The organism is Mesorhizobium sp. W050 (assembly GCF_054719535.1).
The window spans coordinates 1,880,701-1,899,841 of record NZ_JBTTIH010000001.1; the positions used below are offsets into that span (position 1 = coordinate 1,880,701).

The 19,141-nt window shown below is 62.0% G+C and carries 20 protein-coding genes and 2 tRNA genes; 8 read left to right on the forward strand and 14 right to left on the reverse strand.

Annotation, left to right across the window (positions count from 1 at the left end; genetic code table 11):
* Positions 1–80 precede the first annotated feature (80 nt).
* A tRNA-Leu gene (locus ACYG9Y_RS08975) sits at positions 81–165 on the reverse strand.
* Between the two features lie 340 nt (positions 166–505).
* On the opposite strand from ACYG9Y_RS08975, the gene tig reads away from it, so the two are divergent.
* From tig to ACYG9Y_RS08995, 4 genes are all read left to right on the forward strand, one after another.
* On the forward strand, positions 506–1,981 hold the full coding sequence (tig, locus tag ACYG9Y_RS08980; RefSeq protein WP_023681635.1) for a trigger factor: 1,476 nt from the start codon (positions 506–508) through the stop codon (positions 1,979–1,981).
* A 260-nt stretch (positions 1,982–2,241) separates the two neighbouring features.
* Positions 2,242–2,622, forward strand: a complete 381-nt coding sequence (locus ACYG9Y_RS08985; protein WP_023667668.1) for a c-type cytochrome — start codon at positions 2,242–2,244, stop codon at positions 2,620–2,622.
* 153 nt (positions 2,623–2,775) lie between these two features.
* Positions 2,776–3,708 (forward strand): heme o synthase, encoded by a 933-nt coding sequence (locus tag ACYG9Y_RS08990; protein ID WP_023739005.1) that lies wholly within the window; start codon positions 2,776–2,778, stop codon positions 3,706–3,708.
* Positions 3,709–3,887: 179 nt separating this feature from the next.
* Complete coding sequence (locus tag ACYG9Y_RS08995; protein ID WP_023739004.1) at positions 3,888–4,709, forward strand: DUF2189 domain-containing protein; 822 nt, start codon at positions 3,888–3,890, stop codon at positions 4,707–4,709.
* 63 nt (positions 4,710–4,772) lie between these two features.
* Here the strand turns inward: ACYG9Y_RS08995 and ACYG9Y_RS09000 are convergent, their stop codons facing one another.
* From ACYG9Y_RS09000 to ACYG9Y_RS09030, 7 genes are all read right to left on the reverse strand, one after another.
* Positions 4,773–5,171: a cytochrome C oxidase subunit IV family protein gene (locus tag ACYG9Y_RS09000; RefSeq protein ID WP_023733688.1), complete on the reverse strand. Its 399-nt coding sequence runs from the start codon at positions 5,169–5,171 to the stop codon at positions 4,773–4,775.
* A gap of 9 nt (positions 5,172–5,180) precedes the next feature.
* On the reverse strand, positions 5,181–5,903 hold the full coding sequence (locus ACYG9Y_RS09005) for a heme-copper oxidase subunit III family protein (RefSeq protein WP_023667664.1): 723 nt from the start codon (positions 5,901–5,903) through the stop codon (positions 5,181–5,183).
* A gap of 13 nt (positions 5,904–5,916) precedes the next feature.
* On the reverse strand, positions 5,917–6,621 hold the full coding sequence (locus ACYG9Y_RS09010; RefSeq protein WP_023739003.1) for a cytochrome c oxidase subunit 3: 705 nt from the start codon (positions 6,619–6,621) through the stop codon (positions 5,917–5,919).
* Positions 6,618–8,387, reverse strand: a complete 1,770-nt coding sequence (ctaD, locus tag ACYG9Y_RS09015) for a cytochrome c oxidase subunit I (RefSeq protein ID WP_023681631.1) — start codon at positions 8,385–8,387, stop codon at positions 6,618–6,620. Before ctaD ends, ACYG9Y_RS09010 begins: the two co-directional genes overlap by 4 nt.
* A gap of 22 nt (positions 8,388–8,409) precedes the next feature.
* Positions 8,410–9,294 (reverse strand): cytochrome c oxidase subunit II, encoded by an 885-nt coding sequence (locus tag ACYG9Y_RS09020; protein ID WP_023667661.1) that lies wholly within the window; start codon positions 9,292–9,294, stop codon positions 8,410–8,412.
* 228 nt (positions 9,295–9,522) lie between these two features.
* Positions 9,523–10,449 carry a DMT family transporter gene (locus ACYG9Y_RS09025; RefSeq protein ID WP_023705987.1) on the reverse strand — a complete coding sequence of 309 codons (927 nt, stop codon included), beginning with the start codon at positions 10,447–10,449 and terminating at the stop codon, positions 9,523–9,525.
* Positions 10,450–10,581: 132 nt separating this feature from the next.
* On the reverse strand, positions 10,582–11,223 hold the full coding sequence (locus ACYG9Y_RS09030; RefSeq protein ID WP_031201796.1) for a glutathione S-transferase family protein: 642 nt from the start codon (positions 11,221–11,223) through the stop codon (positions 10,582–10,584).
* 160 nt (positions 11,224–11,383) lie between these two features.
* Here ACYG9Y_RS09030 and ACYG9Y_RS09035 point away from each other — a divergent pair, with 160 nt between their 5' ends.
* Entirely contained in the window at positions 11,384–12,298 is a 915-nt protein-coding gene (locus ACYG9Y_RS09035; protein ID WP_023667658.1) for a LysR family transcriptional regulator, read from the forward strand.
* A gap of 25 nt (positions 12,299–12,323) precedes the next feature.
* On the opposite strand, the gene ACYG9Y_RS09040 is transcribed toward ACYG9Y_RS09035, so the two are convergent.
* From ACYG9Y_RS09040 to map, 4 genes are all read right to left on the reverse strand, one after another.
* Complete coding sequence (locus tag ACYG9Y_RS09040; protein ID WP_023739001.1) at positions 12,324–12,944, reverse strand: isochorismatase family protein; 621 nt, start codon at positions 12,942–12,944, stop codon at positions 12,324–12,326.
* 172 nt (positions 12,945–13,116) lie between these two features.
* Positions 13,117–13,515 carry a RidA family protein gene (locus ACYG9Y_RS09045; RefSeq protein ID WP_023667656.1) on the reverse strand — a complete coding sequence of 133 codons (399 nt, stop codon included), beginning with the start codon at positions 13,513–13,515 and terminating at the stop codon, positions 13,117–13,119.
* Between the two features lie 197 nt (positions 13,516–13,712).
* On the reverse strand, positions 13,713–14,480 hold the full coding sequence (radC, locus tag ACYG9Y_RS09050) for a RadC family protein (RefSeq protein ID WP_023688238.1): 768 nt from the start codon (positions 14,478–14,480) through the stop codon (positions 13,713–13,715).
* Between the two features lie 114 nt (positions 14,481–14,594).
* On the reverse strand, positions 14,595–15,428 hold the full coding sequence (map, locus tag ACYG9Y_RS09055; RefSeq protein WP_023695465.1) for a type I methionyl aminopeptidase: 834 nt from the start codon (positions 15,426–15,428) through the stop codon (positions 14,595–14,597).
* Between the two features lie 279 nt (positions 15,429–15,707).
* On the opposite strand from map, the gene ACYG9Y_RS09060 reads away from it, so the two are divergent.
* The 3 genes from ACYG9Y_RS09060 to ACYG9Y_RS09070 all read left to right on the forward strand — a co-directional run bounded on the left by ACYG9Y_RS09060 (position 15,708) and on the right by ACYG9Y_RS09070 (position 17,417).
* Positions 15,708–16,004: a DUF982 domain-containing protein gene (locus ACYG9Y_RS09060; RefSeq protein ID WP_023681622.1), complete on the forward strand. Its 297-nt coding sequence runs from the start codon at positions 15,708–15,710 to the stop codon at positions 16,002–16,004.
* 136 nt (positions 16,005–16,140) lie between these two features.
* Complete coding sequence (locus ACYG9Y_RS09065; RefSeq protein WP_023681621.1) at positions 16,141–16,416, forward strand: DUF6074 family protein; 276 nt, start codon at positions 16,141–16,143, stop codon at positions 16,414–16,416.
* 332 nt (positions 16,417–16,748) lie between these two features.
* Complete coding sequence (locus ACYG9Y_RS09070; protein ID WP_023667651.1) at positions 16,749–17,417, forward strand: DUF2161 domain-containing phosphodiesterase; 669 nt, start codon at positions 16,749–16,751, stop codon at positions 17,415–17,417.
* Between the two features lie 146 nt (positions 17,418–17,563).
* On the opposite strand, the gene ACYG9Y_RS09075 is transcribed toward ACYG9Y_RS09070, so the two are convergent.
* Both ACYG9Y_RS09075 and ACYG9Y_RS09080 read right to left on the reverse strand, forming a co-directional pair.
* Positions 17,564–17,638, reverse strand: a tRNA-Glu gene (locus tag ACYG9Y_RS09075).
* A 332-nt stretch (positions 17,639–17,970) separates the two neighbouring features.
* Positions 17,971–19,092 carry a D-Ala-D-Ala carboxypeptidase family metallohydrolase gene (locus ACYG9Y_RS09080; protein ID WP_245260434.1) on the reverse strand — a complete coding sequence of 374 codons (1,122 nt, stop codon included), beginning with the start codon at positions 19,090–19,092 and terminating at the stop codon, positions 17,971–17,973.
* Between the last annotated feature and the right edge of the window lie 49 nt (positions 19,093–19,141).

Sequence of the window (19,141 nt, forward strand, 5' to 3'; positions counted from 1 at the left end):
ACGCCACGGCTTCGGAGGACACCCTTCGCTTTATCAAGCTCCTGGGTGGCCTGCCACCCGAAGCTCGATAGAGCGAAGGGTGGTGCGGATGAAGGGACTCGAACCCCCACGCCTTTCGGCACTGGAACCTAAATCCAGGGCGTCTACCAGTTCCGCCACATCCGCATTTGTCGGCAATCCCATGTAGCCATCATTCTGTCAATGTCGGGGCGAAAATGGCGTCAATTCGCTGCAACGCGAAGATGGTTGAAAATTGGCCTCGCCTGTGACAAAAGGCGTGTCAAATGTGACGGGACGCGCCGATCCGCTTCTGCAGAATGTGATAAGAAGTAGGAAAAACAAGAACTTATTCACATCTTGGAACGCAGTTTGGAAGAATTTGAGCCGTAATTTCGGTCAAATCGCCAGGTTCCGTACCAAAAGCCATTCCCGGCAAGATTGTACCGGCAGGCTGTGAACGGCAAGACGCCGTGGCAGCTTCTTTGGTGAAGATAAAGGTTTTACGATGCAGGTCACCGAAACGCTCAACTCCGGTCTCAAGCGCGAGATCAAGATCACCGTGCCGGCCGGTGATATGGAAGCCAAGCTGATGGCGCGGCTGTCCGACGCCAGGAACAAGGTCCGGATCAACGGCTTCCGTCCCGGCAAGGTGCCTGTGCAGCATTTGCGCAAGGTCTACGGCAAGTCGTTCATGGCCGAAGTGGTCAACGAGATCCTCAACGATTCGACCCGTTCGATCATCACGGGGCGCGGCGAAAAGGCCGCCATGCAGCCTGAAGTGATCATGACGGAAGACGAGAAGGAGGCCGAGAAGATCCTGGCCGGCGGCGCCGACTTCGAATTCCGCCTCAACTACGAGGTCATCCCGGCGATCGAGATCAAGGATTTCTCCGACATCAAGGTGACGCGCCAGGTATTCGAAGTGCCGGACAGCGAGATCGACGAGCAGGTCCAGCGCGTTGCCGAATCGGCGCGAAGCTTCGAGCCGAAGACCGGCAAGGCCGCCGAAGGCGATCGCGTTTCGATCGACTATGTCGGCAAGATCGACGGCGAGGCCTTTTCCGGCGGCGCCGGCACCGACCAGCCGCTGGTTCTGGGGTCCAAGGAATTCATTCCGGGCTTCGAGGACCAACTGATCGGCGCCAAGGCCGGCGACGAGAAGCAGGTCACGGTCACTTTCCCGGAAAACTACCAGGCCGCGCATCTGGCCGGCAAGGAAGCCACCTTCGACGTCACCGTCAAGGAAGTGTCCAAGCCCGGCGCGCTGGAAATCAACGACGAGATGGCCAAGAACCTCGGCCTGGAATCGCTGGAGCGCCTGCGCGACGTGGTGCGCGGCCAGATCGAGAACCAGTTCGGCTCGATGACGCGCCAGAAGGTCAAGCGCCAGCTGCTCGACCAGCTTGACGCGGCCTATTCGTTCGAGGCGCCGTCGAAGCTAGTCGATGCCGAGTTCAACAACATCTGGACCCAAGTCAACCGCGATCTCGAAGCCGCCGGCCGTACCTTCGCCGACGAGGAGACGACGGAAGAAGAGGCACGCGCCGAATATCTGCGGCTTGCCGAGCGCCGCGTGCGTCTCGGCCTGGTTTTGGCCGAGATCGGCGAGAAGGCCGGCGTCACCGTTTCCGACGAGGAACTGCAGCGCGGCCTGTTCGAGCAGGTGCGCCGCTACCCGGCCAACCAGCAGCAGGAAGCCTTCGAGTTCTATCGCAGCAATCCGGAAGCCCTGAACACGCTGCGCGCGCCGATGTTCGAGGAGAAGGTCGTCGACCATCTGCTCAGCCAGATCTCGGTCACCGACGTCAAGGTCAGCAAGGAAGAGCTGATGGCTGACGACGAAGAGGGCGATACAGCCAAGGCCAAGCCGGCGAAGAAGGCCGCTGCCAAGAAGGCCGACAAGGCTGAAAAGGCCGACGACGCGGAAGAGCCGAAGAAGAAGGCAGCCCCGAAGAAGAAGGCCGCCAAGGACGCCGAATAAGCGCCTGACGACAAGATCAGAAAAGGCCGCCCTCGAGGCGGCCTTTTTCGTTGTGGCGGATGTGCCTTGAGCCACCGCAGCCCACCTGAACCTTTGTACGGTCGACCTGTTCTACCTACCGGCCAGATTCTGTGGTACACAAGTGCCGCAATTCCATCTGGGGAGGAGCGGAGAATCTATTCTGCCGTGCAGGGCGCATGCTGGTGCTACCGGCATGTGCAGACCGTCTCAGGCAAATTTGACGATCAGGGAGGAATGCCATGCGCTTGGTTGCGTTTTTCGCCGTCGTTTCCGTTGCAACTTTCATCGCCAATCCATCGCGGGCACAGGACGCCGCGGCGGGCGAGAAGGTCTTCACCAAATGCAAGGTCTGCCACGTCGCAGACCAAGACACCAACAAGATAGGCCCTTCGTTGCATGGCGTTATCGGCCGGACGGCCGGCACGCATCCGGATTTTAAATATTCCGAAGCCATGATCGCGGCCGGCACATCCGGCGTCAAATGGGATGAGCCGACACTGACGACGTATCTTCACGACCCCAAGGCAATGGTCAAAGGGACGAAGATGGCGTTTCCCGGCCTCAAGAAGGACGAGGACGTCGCCAACGTCATCGCCTATCTGAAGCAATTTTCCCCGTAACCTGGCTCTTCGGCCGGCCAGAGCGTTTCACCGTTTCACGGAAACGGCGATCCGCTCGATCTCTTTGTTCTTACGCAATTCCGGACGGAAAACCGCATACACTTTTCCTGGAATTGCTCTAGGCTGCCCGGTTTCCATCGATGGTCGTCTCAAATGTCGGTCAAGGAAAGCCTCAAGGATACCGGCGTCCGCCTCTCGGAAGCGACGGCCAGTGATTTCTTTGCGCTCTTGAAGCCTCGGGTCATGGCCCTTGCCGTCTTTACCGCCTTCGTCGGTCTGATGGTGGCGCCCGGCGCGATGAACCCGGTCATCGCCGTGATCGCCATAGGTGCGATTGCGGTTGGAGCGGGAGCGGCCGGCGCGCTCAACATGTGGTACGACGCCGACATCGACGCGCTGATGTCGCGCACGTCAAAGCGGCCGGTTCCGTCGGGCCGCGTCACGGCCGGCGAAGCGCTCGGCTTCGGCCTGGTGCTTTCCGCACTTTCGGTCCTGACGCTCGGCGTGCTGGTGGGCTGGCTTGCCGCGTCACTGCTGGCCTTCACAGTCTTTTTCTACGTCGTCATCTATACGATGTGGCTGAAGCGCTCGACGCCGCAGAACATCGTCATCGGCGGCGCAGCGGGTGCCCTTCCTCCGATGATCGGCTGGGCGGCGGCCACCGGCGCCATCGGCATTGAAAGCCTGATCCTGTTCCTGATCATTTTCCTGTGGACGCCGCCGCATTTCTGGGCGCTCGCACTGTTCAAGGCCGGCGACTATGCCGCTGCCGGCATCCCGATGATGCCGAACGTGGCCGGCCAGGCCTCGACCAGAAGGCAGATCTTCGCCTATTCACTGCTTCTGGCACCGATCGGAGTGCTGCCCTGGGCGTTCGGATTTACGAGCGGGGTCTATGGGATTGTTTCGGCTGCGTTGGGCGCGGGTTTCATCTGGCATGCCTGGAACGCCCTGGTCATCCTCGACAAGGAGATGAAGCCGGCCAAGGCGCTGTTTGCCTATTCGATCTTCTATCTTTTCGCGATCTTTGCCGTGCTGCTTGCCGATACCATCGCGATGCGCGCGTTCATGTCAGCCGGAGGGTGACGGCATGACGCTGTGTTCGGAAACTTCGCCTTCCGGGAGCCTTTTGTAAGAACGGGCGACAAGCTCCAGTCAATGGAGTATATTGATTGCGGTGCAGGTCGCGGTTCGCGTGGCCAGTCATGCAGAACGGCAGCACCGTGATACCGCGACCTTGCCGGACCTGGTCTGGAGGAACGGGCATGACAAGTTTTCACGTGATTGCAGGCGCCAGCGAAACGCTGGAACACACCAAAATCCGAAAAGTCAGTGTTTCCGATCTTTTCGATGCGCTCAAGCGCGGTGTTGACGATTTTATGGTCAAACCGTCGCACATCGTCTTTCTCTGCCTGATCTATCCGCTTGTCGGCGTGGTGCTCGCTGCCTGGACTTCGGGTGCCAATGCGTTGCCGATGTTGTTTCCGCTGGTGTCCGGCTTTGCGCTTATCGGTCCATTCGCGGCGATCGGCCTTTACGAGATCAGCCGCAGACGAGAAGCCGGGCTCGACACCTCCTGGACGCACGCGTTCGAGGTCAGGAATTCTCCGGCCCTGCCAGCCATCGCCGCAGTCGGGATCATGCTGGTTGCAATCTTCATCGCCTGGCTTTTGGCGGCGCAGGTGTTCTACGAATATCTCTTCGGCCCGGCTCCGCCTGCATCGATTTCGGGCTTCATCAATGAAATATTTGCCACCGGACGCGGCTGGTCTCTGATTGTCCTGGGGCACGCCATCGGCTTCGTCTTCGCCGCGGTGGTGTTGTGCACGACGGTTGTCGCCTTCCCATTGCTGCTCGACCGCGACGTCGGCGCCTACGAAGCCATCCACACGTCGGTGCGAGCGGTGCTGGCGAACCCGATCCCCATGGCTGTCTGGGGACTGATTGTCGCCGTCGCCTTGATCATCGGCTCGCTGCCGGTGTTTGCCGGGCTGGCGGTCGTGCTGCCGATCCTGGGTCACGCCACCTGGCATGTCTACCGCAAGGTTGTGGAGCCGCCATCGTCCCCGACGCGGGTAGGCCTCTGACCCTGCAGATCAGCTGATGGGAAGCTTCATCTCCGGTCTTTGACCGGAGATGAAGACTGTGCGTCAGGGCCCCGGTCCGAAGAAGGACAACCGGGTGAGAAGCGTGTAGTCCGCTTCGAAGAGCATCATCGCCACGAACACCAATATCAGAAGTGGCGGCAGGATGATCGCATAGGTCAGCGCCAGCCGCTCCCAGGCCATGTGCATGAACACGGCGACGATCAGCCCGGCCTTGAGGATCATGAAGATCAGGATCAGAGACCATCTGAGATAGCCGTGGATGCCGAGATAATCGACCATGTAGGAGCAGGCGCTGAGGATGAACAGCCATGCCCAGACCACCAGATAGAGCTTGATCGGATGTTCCTGATGAACCTCCGCGACGCCGGTCGGTGGCCCTTCATGCGCATGATCAGAGTGCAGCGCGTGTTGCCCGAGGCCGTTTGCGGTTGCTTCAGCCATGTCAGCCTCTCACCAAAGATAGAAGAATGCGAAAATGAACACCCAGACTAGGTCGACGAAATGCCAGTAGAGCCCCATGATTTCGACGTTCTCGTAGCGACCCCTGCGGCTGGTGAAGAAGCCGGGACGTCCGACGTCATAGTCTCCACGCCAGACCTTTCGCGCCACGATGATGAGGAAGATCACGCCGATCGTCACATGCGTGCCGTGGAAGCCGGTGATCATGAAGAAAGTCGAACCGAATTGTGCCGCGCCCCAGGGATTGCCCCACGGCCGTACGCCTTCGGTAATCAGCTTGGTCCATTCGAAGGCTTGCATGCCGACGAAGGTGGCTCCTAGCGCTGCCGTCAGAAGCATGAGGATTGCGGTTTTGCGGCGGTCGCGGCGATAGCCAAAATTGACCGCCATGGCCATCGTTCCGCTGCTCGATATCAGCACGAAGGTCATGATGGCAATCAGGATCAGTGGAATGTCCGAACCGCCGATGCGAAGCGCAAAGACCTCGCTCGGATTGGGCCACGGCACACGTGTGGAGACGCGCGCGGTCATGTAGGAGAGCAGGAAGCAGCCGAAGATGAAGGTGTCGCTGAGCAGGAATATCCACATCATGGCCTTGCCCCAGGACACGTTCTTGAACGCGCGCTGATCCGAGGACCAATCGGCGGCGATGCCTTGCCAGCCTGCGGGCCGCGTCTCCGTTTGGCCGGTATGCGTCAGTGTCGTTTCTGCCATGCTCCTCGACCTCCTAGGTCAGCAACTGCCGGCAAATATCGATGAACGTCGCGGCCCAGCCGGCCAAAAGGGCGAAGATGGCGAGCCAGACGAAAAGCAGGAAATGCCAGTACATGGCGCATAATTCGACGCTGAGGCGAAGCCGTTCCGGGCGTGCGCCGTTCCAGGCGCCGGCGGTTGTCCTGCTCAGGCCCACCAGCCCTCCCACTATGTGCAGGCCGTGCATCCCTGTTATCAGATAGAAAAAACTGTTGGCCGGATTGGAGGCTAGAAAATAGCCATCGGCGGTCAGGTCCCGCCATGCCATGAGCTGCCCGATGAGGAAGGCGATCGCGGTGAGCCCAGCCGCAGCAAGGCCGAGCCTGACCGTGTCCATCTGGCGCTTGCGCGCCGCGATCGAGGCGCATTGCAGCGCAACGCTGCTCAGCACCAGCATGCCGGTGTTGAGCCAGAGCAGGCGTGGGATGGGCAGCGGCTGCCAGTCCGACAGCGCCATACGCATGAAGTAGGCGCTGGTGAACAGCGCAAACAGGCAGCCGACCACGGCGAGGAAGACACCGAGGCCAATCTTGGCGGTCGGCAGGCTCGATCGGTCGAAGGCGACAAAATCTCCTGCCACACCTTGCTCGAGCCATGGTTTCGCCATCAGCCGCTGATGCGAGAGCCACCAGCCGGCAAAGCCGGCGATCACGAGAAGGAAGACCAGGATGACGCTCATGCCGGCTCCCTGGAGGGACCGAACGTGCCCGGCATGTTTTGCGGAATGAAGTCCTCCTTGGCGCCCGGCACGCTGTAGTCATAGGCCCAGCGATAGACGATCGGCAGATCCTTGCCGAAATTGCCATGCGCCGGTGGCGTCTGCGGCGTTTGCCATTCGAGTGTCGTGGCTCGCCATGGATTGCCACCGGCCTCGCGCCCATGGCGGATGCTCCAGATAAGATTGAACAGGAAAACGATCTGGGCGAAGCCGACGATAAACGCCATGATGCTGATGAACGAGTTCAGGTGATGCGCCGACTCCGTCATGACCGTCACGTCGGTCAGTTCGGCATAGCGCCGCGGCACGCCCATCAGGCCGATGTAATGCATGGGAAAGAAGATCAGGTAGGCGCCGAGAAATGTGACCCAGAAATGGAACCGGCCGAGCGTCTCGTTCAGCATCCGGCCGGTGACCTTCGGGTACCAGTGGTAGATCGCGCCGAAGATGACGACGATCGGAGCAACACCCATGACCATATGGAAGTGGGCGACGACGAACATCGTGTCCGACAGCGGGACGTCGACGACGACGTTGCCGAGAAACAGCCCGGTCAACCCGCCATTGACGAAGGTGACAATGAAAGCCATGGCAAACAGCATCGGTATGGTGAGATGGATGTCGCCCCGCCACAGCGTCAGCACCCAATTGTAGACCTTGATCGCCGTCGGGATGGCGATGATCAGTGTCGTGGTGGCGAAGAAGAAGCCGAAATAGGGGTGCATGCCGCTGACATACATGTGGTGCGCCCAGACCACGAAGCTCAGCGCGCCGATGCCAACGATGGCCCAGACCATCATTCGGTAGCCAAAAATGTTCTTGCGCGCATGCGTGCTGATCAGATCGGAGACGATGCCGAAGGCCGGCAGCGCCACGATGTAGACTTCCGGGTGGCCGAAGAACCAGAACAGATGCTGGAACAGGATCGGGCTGCCGCCATTGTGCTGTAGCTGTTCCCCCATCTCGACGACTGCGGGCATGAAAAAGGAGGTTCCAAGCGCGCGGTCAAGCAGCATCATCACGCAGGCGACGAACAGCGCCGGAAAGGCGAGCAGCGCCATGACGGTGGCGGTGAAGATGCCCCAGACGGTCAGCGGCAGGCGCATCATCGTCATGCCGCGCGTGCGGGCCTGCAGCACCGTCACGACATAGTTCAGACCGCCCATGGTGAAGCCGATGATGAAAAGGATCAGCGAGACGAGCATCAGGATGATGCCCCATTCCTGGCCACCAGGTGTGCCGGTCATGATGGCTTGCGGCGGATAGAGCGTCCAGCCGGCGCCGGTCGGTCCGCCGGGCGCAAAGAAGCTCGACACCAGCACCAGCACGGCAAGGAGGTAGATCCAGTAGCTCAGCATGTTGACATAGGGAAAGACCATGTCGCGGGCGCCGACCATCAGCGGGATCAGGTAGTTGCCGAAGCCGCCGAGGAAGAGTGCCGTGAGCAGATAGATCACCATGATCATGCCGTGCATGGTGATGAACTGGTAGTAGGCCTCGGGGGTGATGAAATCGAACGTGCCGGGGAAGCCGAGCTGCAGCCGCATCAGCCAGGACAGCACCAGCGCGACCAGGCCGATGGCCGTTGCGGTCGCCGAATACTGGATGGCGATGACCTTGGCGTCCTGCGAGAAGACATACTTCGTCCACCAGCTGTGCGGATGGTAAAGCTCCATTTCCGCGACTTCGGCGGGCGGGACGGCATCTGCAGGCGTGATATCGACCATAGGCGGAGCACCTCCGTGCCCTTCAGCGGGACCCGACAGTTTCGAGTTTTGCCGCAACTTCTAGAGCTGACGCCGTCGCGTTGCCCGGCGCCTGTTCCACCGAGCCCGTCTGCTGCGGCGCCGACAATTGCGCGAACGTCTGCTGCTGGTCGAGCCAGGCCACATAGTCCTGCTCGGTATCGACCATGACGATGCCATGCATCATCGGATGCCCCTGGCCGCACAGTTCGGCGCACAAAACCTGGAACGTTCCGGTCTTGGTGGGGGTGAACCAGAAATAGGTGACCGAGCCCGGTATCATGTCCATCTTGGCGCGGAATTCCGGAACGTAGAAATCGTGCAACACATCGATCGAGCGCAGCAGCATCTTGACCGGCTTGCCGACCGGCAGATGCAGGTCGGCCGCTTCGACCACGACGTCGTCCTGGCCGCTGGGATCCTTGGCGATCACGCCCAGCGGATTTTCAGCGGTGACGTCGCGGGTGTCGGATGTGCCGAGTTTGCCGTCCTTGCCGGGCAGGCGGAAGCTCCACTGCCATTGCTGGCCGACGACTTCGACCACGGTTGCGTCGCTTGGAACGTTGACGAACCGGCTCCAGACAAACAGGCCGGGAACCAGCATGGCGGTAACACCCACTCCGGTGACGATCGTCAGCCACCATTCGAGCCGCTTGTTCTCCGGTTCGTAGGCCGCCTGGTTGCCTTCGCGGTGACGGAAGCGGAAAACGCAATAGGCCATGAATAGGACGACCGCGGCGAAGACGACGCCGGTGATCCAAAAGGTGATGATGATGGTGTTGTCGATATAGTCCCAATTCGAGGCAATCGGAGTCCACCACCATGGGCTCAGGAAGTGGAACAACACCGAGCCCACGACGATCAAAACGAGTACAACCACTATGGGCATGTCCCGTTCCTCCCGGTATTTCAGGGGGCGCGAAGCCGTCCCGGGAAAATACCAAGTGCATCATGCGTGATTTGCGATCGAAATTCTAGAGCCGGTTGTGGAAGGAGCGAAAAATTGCTTCTGCGGCGCCCGGACCTTGCTTCGTTGGTGACGCCGGAGCGACACCTGACCCCCCAAATCAGGGAGGGCAGGGGCTGGTTTGATTCGGCTTGCCTTGTTCCAGCGGGATCAAAGCGCCTTGATGATGATGCAGCCGGCCAAAAGCAGCACGACGCCGGCGAGCCGCATGCCGGAGACAAGCCGCTGCGGCAGGCGGAACCAGCCGAAGGTGTCGACGAAGATGCCGGCGACCTGCTGGCCGGCCACCGTCAGGCTGACGGCAGCTGCCGCTCCGATGACGGGGATGGCGGTGAACACGGTCGTGACATAGGTGGCGCCGGCAAAACCTCCGAGCCAGCCCCACCAGGGCATCGACGACAGGCCGGCGAGGCGAGGGCGGGGCGTCTTCGTCAGGGCAAGCGCGATCAGAAGCACCGCGGCCATGGCCAGCATCGCCACCAGGAACGAGATGGTGCCGACCGCAAACGGCGCGCCGCCAAGGTCGTGCCGAAGCAAGGCGTTTACAGCGCCTTGCACCGGAAGCACGGCGCCTGCCAGCAGCGCCAGTCCGATCCACCCTGGTCTTGAGGATGCGGTATTGTCGGCCGCGCCCTTCTGTCCCAGAACGATGAGGGCAGCCCCGGCAAGCAAGACGAGCATGCCGAAGGCAGGCCCGGCTCGCAGTCCGGCTTCGGGGATCCCGAGCCAGCCGAACGTGTCGAGGGCGAAGGATGCAAGCATCTGCCCAGCGATGAAGAGCCCGACGGACACGACGGCGCCAAGGCGAGGGAACAGAAGAATGGTCGAAACGACGTAGAAGGCCGAAGCCATGCCGCCGATCGCATGCCACCATTCGGCTTGCCGAACGGCAAGCAGAGCCGGTGTCGTTCCGGTGAGGGCCGTGATCGACAACAGCACGATGGCGCCGACCGCGAGCTGAAGCGTGGTCGCGGCAAAGGGTGAGCCGACCGCCTTTGAAAGTTGGGCGTTGGCGCCAGCCTGCACTGCGAGCAGGCCACCGGCGACAAGCGCCAGAGGGATGAAGAGGATTTCCACGATCGTATTCCTTGAATGCGGGGTGCGGCGGCTAGGGCATGACCCCAAAAAGTGGGTGCCGGTTTTTGGAAAAGATCATGCTCCAACAAAGGGTTAGATCATGATGAGATTTCAACCAAATCTCATCATGATCTAAGCGGCAGCCGATGCTTCGGGCAGGGCGGGAACGGCAATGCCTCTGACAACTGCGGAGCGTCGGCCTATGGCGGCATACCAACGCGCCAGGTCTGGCGCGTCATCGAGGCTGAGGCCGAGCCTGGTGACGGCCGCGTTGATCCATGGCCATGTCATCACATCGGCGATGCCGTAGCTTTTGCCGACGATGTGCTCATGGTTCTTGAGCCGGCTATCGAGAACGCGGAAGACACGTCCGGTTTCGCGCTCAAAACGCTCGATCACGTAAGGGATTTTTTCCGGCGCGAAGATTTTGTAATTCCACAATTGGCCAAGCGTCGGGCCGACATGGGCCGCCTGGAACAAGGTCCAGGTCAGCGTGTCGTCCGCCTCCTGCGCGCCCACCGGCTGAAGCTTGCCCGACCGTCGCGCCAGGTAGTGTAGGATGGCGCCGGATTCGAAGACCGTGCGGCCGGCGTCCCGGTCGACGATCACCGGGATCTTGTTGTTGGGATTGAGCGCCAGGAAATCAGGCTTGGTCTGGTCGCCCCTTTCGATGTCGACTAAGCGGACCGAGTAGGGCAGGCCGACCTCTTCCAGCATGATCGAGGCCTTGTGCCCGTTGGGTGTCTGGCAGGTGTAGAGTTCTATCGGCGTCATGGCTCTTCTCCGCGACTGTTTCTTTTGTCGTCGGACTCCATATGGCGCGCGTGCATGCGCAGATCGACATGCCGATTCGCCCGCTTGCTCTGCGTTTTTGCACAGCGAAGCGTGATTTTGACTCGCAGAGCGCAGCGCTTTCTTTTATCTTTCTGCAAGAATGCACAGCTCACGCGATATCGACTGGGAAGATCTGCGCATGGTGCTGGCCGTCGCCGATGGCGCTTCGCTGGCGGCGGCGGCTCGGATCCTGGGCGTGAACCACACGACTGTGCTGCGGCGCGTCAACGCCTTCGAGGCGCGGCTGGGTATCCGCCTTTTCGATCGGCTGCCGACTGGCTATGCCCTCACCGCGGGCGGCGAGGAACTGCTGGGCGCGGCACGCACAATGGCCGAGACGGTCAATGAACTGGCGCGCAAACTGTCGGGGCAGGATCTCAGGTTCGAAGGCAGGTTGCGGGTCACCACCACCGATACGCTGATGGCGTCGGTGCTGCCGCCGATCCTGGCGGCGTTTCATAAGCTCCATCCCGGCATACGGGTCGAGGCGATGACGCAGAATTCCATCGCCAACCTGACGCAAAGGGATGCAGACGTGGCGATCAGGCCGGTGTCGCAACCGCAGGAAATCCTGGTCGGCCGGCGCATTTCGGGCGTCGCCTTCGCCGCCTACGCGACACGTTCCTATGCCGAAACGCTACCCCCGGAGCCGAGATTGGGTGCGCTGCGCTGGATCGCGCCCGACGACAGCCTAGCCAACACCGGCGTCGCCCGCTGGATGCGGTCGTCGCTGCCCGATGTCGAGATCGCCATGCGCGCCGATTCCCTGGTGACGATGTCGCATGCGGCGGGCGCCGGAATCGGGGTTGCGGCGCTGCCCTGTTATCTCGGCGACAGCCTGCCCGGGCTTGTAAGGGTCGGAGGGCTGATCGAGGAGATCGGCTCGGCGCTGTGGGTGCTGGTGCACGACGATTTGCGCCGCACGGCGCGCGTCCACGCCTTCACCAAATTCGTCTCCGGCGAATTGCAGCAGCGGCGCGACCTTCTTGAGGGCAGGCTCGGCGCCGGAGCTTGAGACGCACGCCAGCTGACGCTGGGGTTCAACTCCGCAACAGGTTCCCAAGCTCGGCAACCGTCACCACGCGCCCGAACACCTTGCCTATGATGTCGAGGGTTGCATTGTGCGATGCCTCGTCCAGTCCGCCATTGGCGTCGCTGATGAAAGCCACCTTGTAGTCGCGCATGAAGGCGCTCCGCGCGGTGGATTCGCAGCAGATGCTGGTCACGGTGCCGATGATGATCACCGTGTCGACCCGGCCTGCGCCACGGATGTTGCGCAACACGGTCTCGAGCTGCGTGTTGTGGAAGGCATCGTAGCGGTGCTTCTTGATGACGACATCCCCAGGCAAGGGCGCAAGCGCGGCGACGATTTCGGCGCCGGCGCTGCCTTCCCGCATTCCTTTGGTTTTCAGCTTCGGCTGATAGCCGGTTTCCAGCGGCGAGATATCGAAATGGTCGCTGAGCACATGCTGGGTGTAGATAACCGGGACGCCTTGCGCGCGGCAAAGCTCGACCACCTGCCGCATCGCCGGAATGCGATGGCGGGCCATGGCCACTTCCATGACGGCGCCCTCATCGACAAAGTCGCTTTGCATGTCGATGACCAGAAGGGCTGCGCGTTGCTTGTCGAACGGCCATGGTTCGTCGCCGGGCTGGGGCATTGCGTGTTTCCTGTTTCCGACGCTGATCAGGTGAGCAGCAGGCTCTTCATCGAGACATCGCAATTCCTGCCGATGACGATGTGATCGTGGATGGATGGAGAGATCAAAGTCGTGGCAATCTCGCAGCGAGCTCCGGGATTGGTTTGGGCGACTTGACGCGTCCTCGCTTGGCCTACGGGTCGATGACCGCGATCGCATCGATCTCTATCAGGTAGCCGGGAGACATCACTGCTATCCCGACCACTACGTTTGCCGGCTTGTGATCGCCGAACAGCTCGACCTGGGCCGCTTCGATGATCGGCACGTGTTCGTCGCGTTTGTAATCGACGATGTAGATCGTGATCTTGCAGACTTGCTCGGGCCGAGCGCCGGCGGCAGCAAGCGCTCGGCCGAGATTCCCGAACGCCAGGCGCGCCTGGACTGCGAAATCACCATGGCCAACGAGCTTGCCGTGTATGTCTTCTGGCTGCTGGCCCGAGACGAACACCAGCTTGCTTCCTGTCGCAACGACGACCTGGGAGTACATTTCCGGAATCGGCAGGTCATTTGGATTTATGCATTCGAGCGTCATTGAATAGATCTCCTGCAATGGCTGTCGGGAACTGGCTGCTTCGTATTCGCGGGTCTACCACATTGTCGCCGAAGCGGGCGCTTCCGTCGCAATATCACTTCTACACCGCAACCGTGGGCATTTGGGCCAAAGCGGAATGTTGCTGATTGGCTCGCGAGCGGTGGCGTTTGGGTTGACGGCGCCGGCGAGCGTCGGGCTCAGATCAGCAGCAGGCCCTTCATCGAGGCATTGCCTTTCTTGCCGATGATGATGTGGTCGTGGACGGCGATGCCGAGCGGCTTGGCGCTGTCGATGATCTGCTTGGTCATTTCGATGTCCGCACGCGATGGTGTCGGATCGCCTGATGGGTGATTATGCACCAGGATGACGGCGCTGGCCGACAGTTCCAGCGCGCGCTTGATCACTTCGCGCGGATAGACCGGCGTGTGGTCCACGGTGCCGACCTGCTGTACCTCGTCGGCGATCAGCACGTTCTTCTTGTCGAGGAACAGGATGCGGAAATGTTCGCGGTTCTCGAACGCCATCGCCGAGCGGCAGTACGCAAGAAGCTGCGTCCAGTTGGACAGCACCTCGCGGTCGCGAACCTCGGTCCGCGCCATGCGCTGCGCGGCAGCGGCAATCACCTTCAGGTCGACGGCCACGGCGGGGCCGATGCCCTTCACCTCCTGCAGCAGCGCCACCGGTGCGCCAAGCACTTCGCCAAAAGTGCCGAAGCGCGCCAAAAGCGCCTTGGCGATCGGCTTGGTGTCGACGCGCGGGATCAGGCGAAACAGCAGCAGTTCGAGAAGTTCGTAGTCGGGCAGGGCGTCCGCGCCGCCGGCAACGAAGCGCTCGCGCAAACGGTCGCGATGGCCGTGATAGTGTGGCTTCTCCGTCGATTTGTCTCTTGGTGCCTTGTCCTTCGCCGGTGGTTCAAGCCACCGCTCGGAGAAGAACCCCCGTTCGTCGTCGCCACTCTTCCCCATCGACCCCCCCACACTCCCCGAAGGCTTCGACGGCAGATTAGAGCGGTAAGCAGCGCGCGGTCGAGTTTTTTCGGCGACGGCGCCTCAAAGCTGCGGCTTGAGGCGATCTTGTTTTCAGCTGACCGGCGGCAGGCCGGGGCGGTCGAGCTTGTTTGGCGACAGGGTGAAAATCTCGCAGCCAGTTTCGGTGACGCCGATCGTGTGTTCGTACTGCGCCGACAGCGAGCGGTCGCGCGTCACCGCCGTCCAGCCGTCCGACAGCACTTTCACATGCGGCCGGCCAAGATTGATCATGGGCTCGATGGTGAAGATCATGCCCGGCCGCATCTCGACGCCTTCCGAGGCGGTGCCATAGTGCAGGATGTTGGGTGCGTCGTGGAACAGCTGGCCAACGCCGTGGCCGCAGAAATCGCGCACCACCGAGCAGCGCTCGGCCTCGGCATAGGTCTGGATGGCGGCGCCGATGGCGCCGGTGCGGGCGCCGGGCCGGACCGCCGCGATGCCGCGCATCAGGCACTCGTGGGTTACTTCGAGCAGGCGTTCGGCGGCGCGCTTGATGGTGCCGACGGGATACATGCGCGAGGAATCGCCGTGCCAGCCGTCGAGGATGTAGGTGACGTCGATGTTGACGATGTCGCCATCCTTCAACGGCTTGTTGTCTGGAATGCCGTGGCAGACGACGTGGTTGATCGAGGTGCAGGACGCTTTGGTGTAGCCGCGGTAGTTGAGCGTCGCCGGTAGCGCGCCTTGGTCCATGCCGAATTCGAAGACGAAACGGTCGATGGTCTCGGTGGTGACACCCGGCTGGACCATCGGCACCAGTTCATCGAGGCAGCGCGCGGTGAGATCGCAGGCCTTGCGCATGCCGGCAAATCCTTCTTCGCCGTAGAGGCGGATCTGGCCGGTGTTCCTGAGGGGTGCCGTGGCGGCGTCGAGATAGGTGACCATAGTGTCCGTTTGCCTGTAAGCGGGCGGCGCATACCAGCCCGTTAGAAAATTTCCCCAGATTTGGCACTGCAAGCCGCAAGGTTCAAGGAAGAACTGCCGGCAATGGACTGATACTGGCCATATTCCTGGCTTGCGCGGCCGCTCAGATGACATCCAGGTGCGCGATCTCCTCCGAATGCCGAGATCGCACTGACGACACATTTTCGCGCAAAAGCAGCCAAAGCAACTTTTGACGACGAACGGCGTTGCTGTGGTCGACGCCAGTTCGGGAGATATAGAATGGACAGATTGCAATTCGAGGTGCCGGTGCGCATCGCGCCCGCGCCCGGGCTGCCGGTAGAGGAAATATACAGCGTCGAACAGGCGCTGGATATCCTGCATGACTGGCCAAGGAAGCGACAGGGCAAGGTCTATGAAGCGGCGTTCAATGCCTGCTTCGGGGCCACGGTGGATGTGGTCAGGACAGAGGACGCCTGGCGCGCCTTCATGGCGTTTTGCCGGGTCAGTGGCCTGCTGGCCAGGGATATGATGGTTACTGCCAAGCGCGCCGGCGAGGCGAGGGGCCTGAGGGTCTAGAGTTCTGCTTGCCCTGGAGGCCGGCCAACCGACTCGTTCCAATCGGCGGGCGTTAAGGTTCCGTTTCCGACTTCACAGCTAGGCATGAGCCATAGAGCAGCGTCTGATTCGTTGCGTCGGTTTCATGGTGCTAAACATGTCTTCAGCCAATGTGCGTACCTTCCCGCTAGATCGGCAGACCGTGCTGGTGCGCGAGGTCGCCGCAAGGCTGGGCAGACTGCACGGCGACACGGCCACGTCGTTCTGGAAGGCCACGGCGCGCGAACTCCTCGACAAGGCGGTCGCGGCCGGCTGCGATGCGGCTTCGGCGGCCAACGATGTCCGCCGGTTTTTTGCCGCGGTCCAGGACGAGATGCATTTCAAGGCGGACGATGCCGCACCAGGGCAGCGCCGGACGCGCACCCGCCCCTAGCCTCAAAACACACGCGTTCATCATTGTGTGGCCAACCGTGGACCGGTCTTGGCGTCGACGGATCTCGGGTCCTACGCTGTCGATTGTGCCGTCCCAGCCACGGCGAGCGCCTTGTTGAACGCGAGACAGGCGATGAAATACTGGTCGCGCTCGGCCCTGGCGACGTCGGTCATCGCCAAGGAAATCGTCGAGCGCTATGGCGGGACTATCATGCCGGAGACCTGCCTGACGGCCGCCTTTGCAAACAGTGGGTTTCAAGGCGGCTTAGCGCAAGGCGTCGGCCTCTCGGCGATCCCTGTGCCGACCCGATCCGAATCGGCTATGCCTGCGCGATGCAGGAAACGTCTCTCTACATCCCGGTGAAGCGGTTTCTCGAGAGCCTGGAATTCACGGTCAAGGGCGAAGTCGGGCACTGCGATATCGTGGCGGTACGCGACGGCGAGCCGCCTGTGCTGGTCATCTGCGAACTGAAATTGCAGTTCAACCTCGAACTGGTGCTGCAAGGTGTCGATCGCGCCGCGGCATGCGACGAAGTGTGGCTGGCCGCGCGCATGTCGGCGCGTGGCAAAGGCCGCGAGCACGACCGCCGTTTTCGCGCGCTGTGCCGGCGGCTCGGCTTCGGGCTTCTGGCTGTCAGCGGCAAGGGGGAGGTCGAAGTGCTGCTCAGCCCGGCGGCTCTGCCGCCGCGTCGCGATCCGAAGCGCCGCTCCCGACTGATGGAGGAACACCGTCGCCGGCGCGGCGATCCGGTGGTCGGCGGTGGCTCGCGCGCCCCGATCATGACCGCCTACCGGCAGGATGCGCTGGCCTGCGCCGCAGCCATGACCGACGGGCCGAAACGCCCGCGCGATCTGAAAGCGATTTCGCCGCGCGCGCCCAGCATCCTATTGGACAATGTCTATGGCTGGTTCGCCAGGGCCGAGCGCGGCGTCTACGCGCTGACCGAGGGTGGTCACGCGGCGTTACAGCGCTGGCCGCAGGTAGCGCACGACCAGGGGTGAGTGGCCGGAGATTGCCGCGAGCAGGCGCCGAGGGAAACCTCGGCACGGCAGCCGCTGTTCGCCGTTTCAACCGATTCGCCGCGCCACCGTTCCAGCCGCTGCTAGTTCGGCGGCTGCCGCGAGGCTTCCTGTTTTCCTGAAAGATCTGGTACGCCCAAGGGGAATCGAACCCCTGTTACCGCCGTGAAAGGGCGGTGTCCTAACCGCTAGACGATGGGCGCGCTCAGACGAAGCGGCTTATAATTGCGTTGTTGCCAACCGGCAACCCATCAGCCGCCAGATGCGGAAACTTTTTTCAAGAGGGGCGAAAAGGGCCAGTTTGGTGAGCCAGCCCAGGTTTTCTGCCCTCGCGTCATTGCACATCTTTGGAGATTAGCCTGAACGCCCCGCGCAGTCGTCATCCTATGGTCTGCGCTGCGTCGCTGCGCGCCTTGCTTCGCCATAGGATGACGAAGTCGCGGGTGCCTCGGCTAATCTCGAACGTCGCTGATAGCTAATCGGGAAAAACGGCAGGCTGCTAACGGCCCCTCGGCCCGTTTGCCGAATGGGGATGCTAACCCCGCCGGCGGCAGCGCCAGTTCCAGTCGCGCTCGGGGCCGACGTCGACGTGAACGGATTCGGTATGGCAGTAGGTGCCGACGCCGCCGCGGCCGGGCATGGTTCGGATGTAGCTCGCCAGTTCCCATTTGGAGACGCCGGGAACCTGGATGTCGGCGGCGGCGCAATACATGTGCAGCGAATTCTTGGCGCCGTTGGCGCGGCGGTTGCGGGCCGGGTCGCGGTAGCCTGATGTGACCATCATCTTGCGGCCGTAATGGCCTTCGATGGTCTTCAGCACACGCACCAGCGACGGCTTCAGGCAGGCGACGTCGACGCTCTCGTTTTGCTTCAACAGGCCATTGGGCGCCAGCCGGGCGAGGCCGGCGGCGGAGGCCACCTGATAGGCGCCGCCCGAACCCTCGTCCTCGTTCAGGTCGACGTCGCTTTCGTCGTCGAGGCCGGATTTGCGCTTGATCTCGAACAGCGCCGTCTGGCGCACGCCGGGCAAGGCATCGCTGCCGGTGATGTGGTTGCTCTCGTTGCCAAGCGAGGCAAGCTGCAAGGGCTTGTCGGCGGAATTGGCTGACGCTAGCGTGATGATCGGCTTTGCCGGGACGGCCTTCTGGGAAGCAACCGCAGGCTGTTCGCCCGAGCGCGAGTTGACCAGCGGAGCAGGTGCCGCCGAGGTTGGCGTGGTGCTGAACAGTGAGGCCAGGAAGCCCTTCTTCGGCGTGTCGATCTGCTGGGGCGCGGCGGTCACGTAGACCTCGTTGGTCGCGGGTGCCGCTGCCGTCGCTTTCGGTGCGGTCACGCCGGCATCGGCGGCGGCGATCTTCTGCGCCACGGCGTCCGTTGCGGCCGCGGTCTGTGCTGACTGCTGCAGCGACTGCGGCGTCTGGCCGACAATGGTTTCGGAGCCGGCGGGAACATTGACCGGGAAGCCGGTGCCGGGCTTGGCCACCGGCACATAGGCGACCTGCTCGGGCAGTGTCGCATCGCCCGCTGCCGTCATCATCATCTGCGGCCCGGTGGATGTGACCTGCACGGTCGAATCGCCCGGCGCCGCAGGGCTGGCGCCGGAAGCCGCGGAGATGTCAGAAGCGGTCGCGTTGTAGCCAGGCATGCCGACGGACATTGTGGGGTCGCCAGCGGAGGTGCAGGACGCCAGAAGCACGGAGAAAAGC

Coding starts and splice junctions, on each gene's coding strand:
- ctaD (WP_023681631.1), bottom strand. CDS start 8,387: ATGGTCGATATCACGCCTGCAGATGCCGTCCCGCCCGCCGAAGTCGCG.
- ACYG9Y_RS08990 (WP_023739005.1), top strand. CDS start 2,776: ATGTCGGTCAAGGAAAGCCTCAAGGATACCGGCGTCCGCCTCTCGGAA.
- ACYG9Y_RS09065 (WP_023681621.1), top strand. CDS start 16,141: ATGTCTTCAGCCAATGTGCGTACCTTCCCGCTAGATCGGCAGACCGTG.
- ACYG9Y_RS09030 (WP_031201796.1), bottom strand. CDS start 11,223: ATGACGCCGATAGAACTCTACACCTGCCAGACACCCAACGGGCACAAG.
- ACYG9Y_RS09080 (WP_245260434.1), bottom strand. CDS start 19,092: ATGTCCGTCGGCATGCCTGGCTACAACGCGACCGCTTCTGACATCTCC.
- ACYG9Y_RS08995 (WP_023739004.1), top strand. CDS start 3,888: ATGACAAGTTTTCACGTGATTGCAGGCGCCAGCGAAACGCTGGAACAC.
- ACYG9Y_RS09035 (WP_023667658.1), top strand. CDS start 11,384: ATGCACAGCTCACGCGATATCGACTGGGAAGATCTGCGCATGGTGCTG.
- ACYG9Y_RS09040 (WP_023739001.1), bottom strand. CDS start 12,944: ATGCCCCAGCCCGGCGACGAACCATGGCCGTTCGACAAGCAACGCGCA.
- ACYG9Y_RS08985 (WP_023667668.1), top strand. CDS start 2,242: ATGCGCTTGGTTGCGTTTTTCGCCGTCGTTTCCGTTGCAACTTTCATC.
- ACYG9Y_RS09070 (WP_023667651.1), top strand. CDS start 16,749: ATGCAGGAAACGTCTCTCTACATCCCGGTGAAGCGGTTTCTCGAGAGC.
- map (WP_023695465.1), bottom strand. CDS start 15,428: ATGGTCACCTATCTCGACGCCGCCACGGCACCCCTCAGGAACACCGGC.
- ACYG9Y_RS09020 (WP_023667661.1), bottom strand. CDS start 9,294: ATGCCCATAGTGGTTGTACTCGTTTTGATCGTCGTGGGCTCGGTGTTG.
- ACYG9Y_RS09005 (WP_023667664.1), bottom strand. CDS start 5,903: ATGGCAGAAACGACACTGACGCATACCGGCCAAACGGAGACGCGGCCC.
- ACYG9Y_RS09010 (WP_023739003.1), bottom strand. CDS start 6,621: ATGAGCGTCATCCTGGTCTTCCTTCTCGTGATCGCCGGCTTTGCCGGC.
- ACYG9Y_RS09000 (WP_023733688.1), bottom strand. CDS start 5,171: ATGGCTGAAGCAACCGCAAACGGCCTCGGGCAACACGCGCTGCACTCT.
- ACYG9Y_RS09060 (WP_023681622.1), top strand. CDS start 15,708: ATGGACAGATTGCAATTCGAGGTGCCGGTGCGCATCGCGCCCGCGCCC.
- radC (WP_023688238.1), bottom strand. CDS start 14,480: ATGGGGAAGAGTGGCGACGACGAACGGGGGTTCTTCTCCGAGCGGTGG.
- tig (WP_023681635.1), top strand. CDS start 506: ATGCAGGTCACCGAAACGCTCAACTCCGGTCTCAAGCGCGAGATCAAG.
- ACYG9Y_RS09045 (WP_023667656.1), bottom strand. CDS start 13,515: ATGACGCTCGAATGCATAAATCCAAATGACCTGCCGATTCCGGAAATG.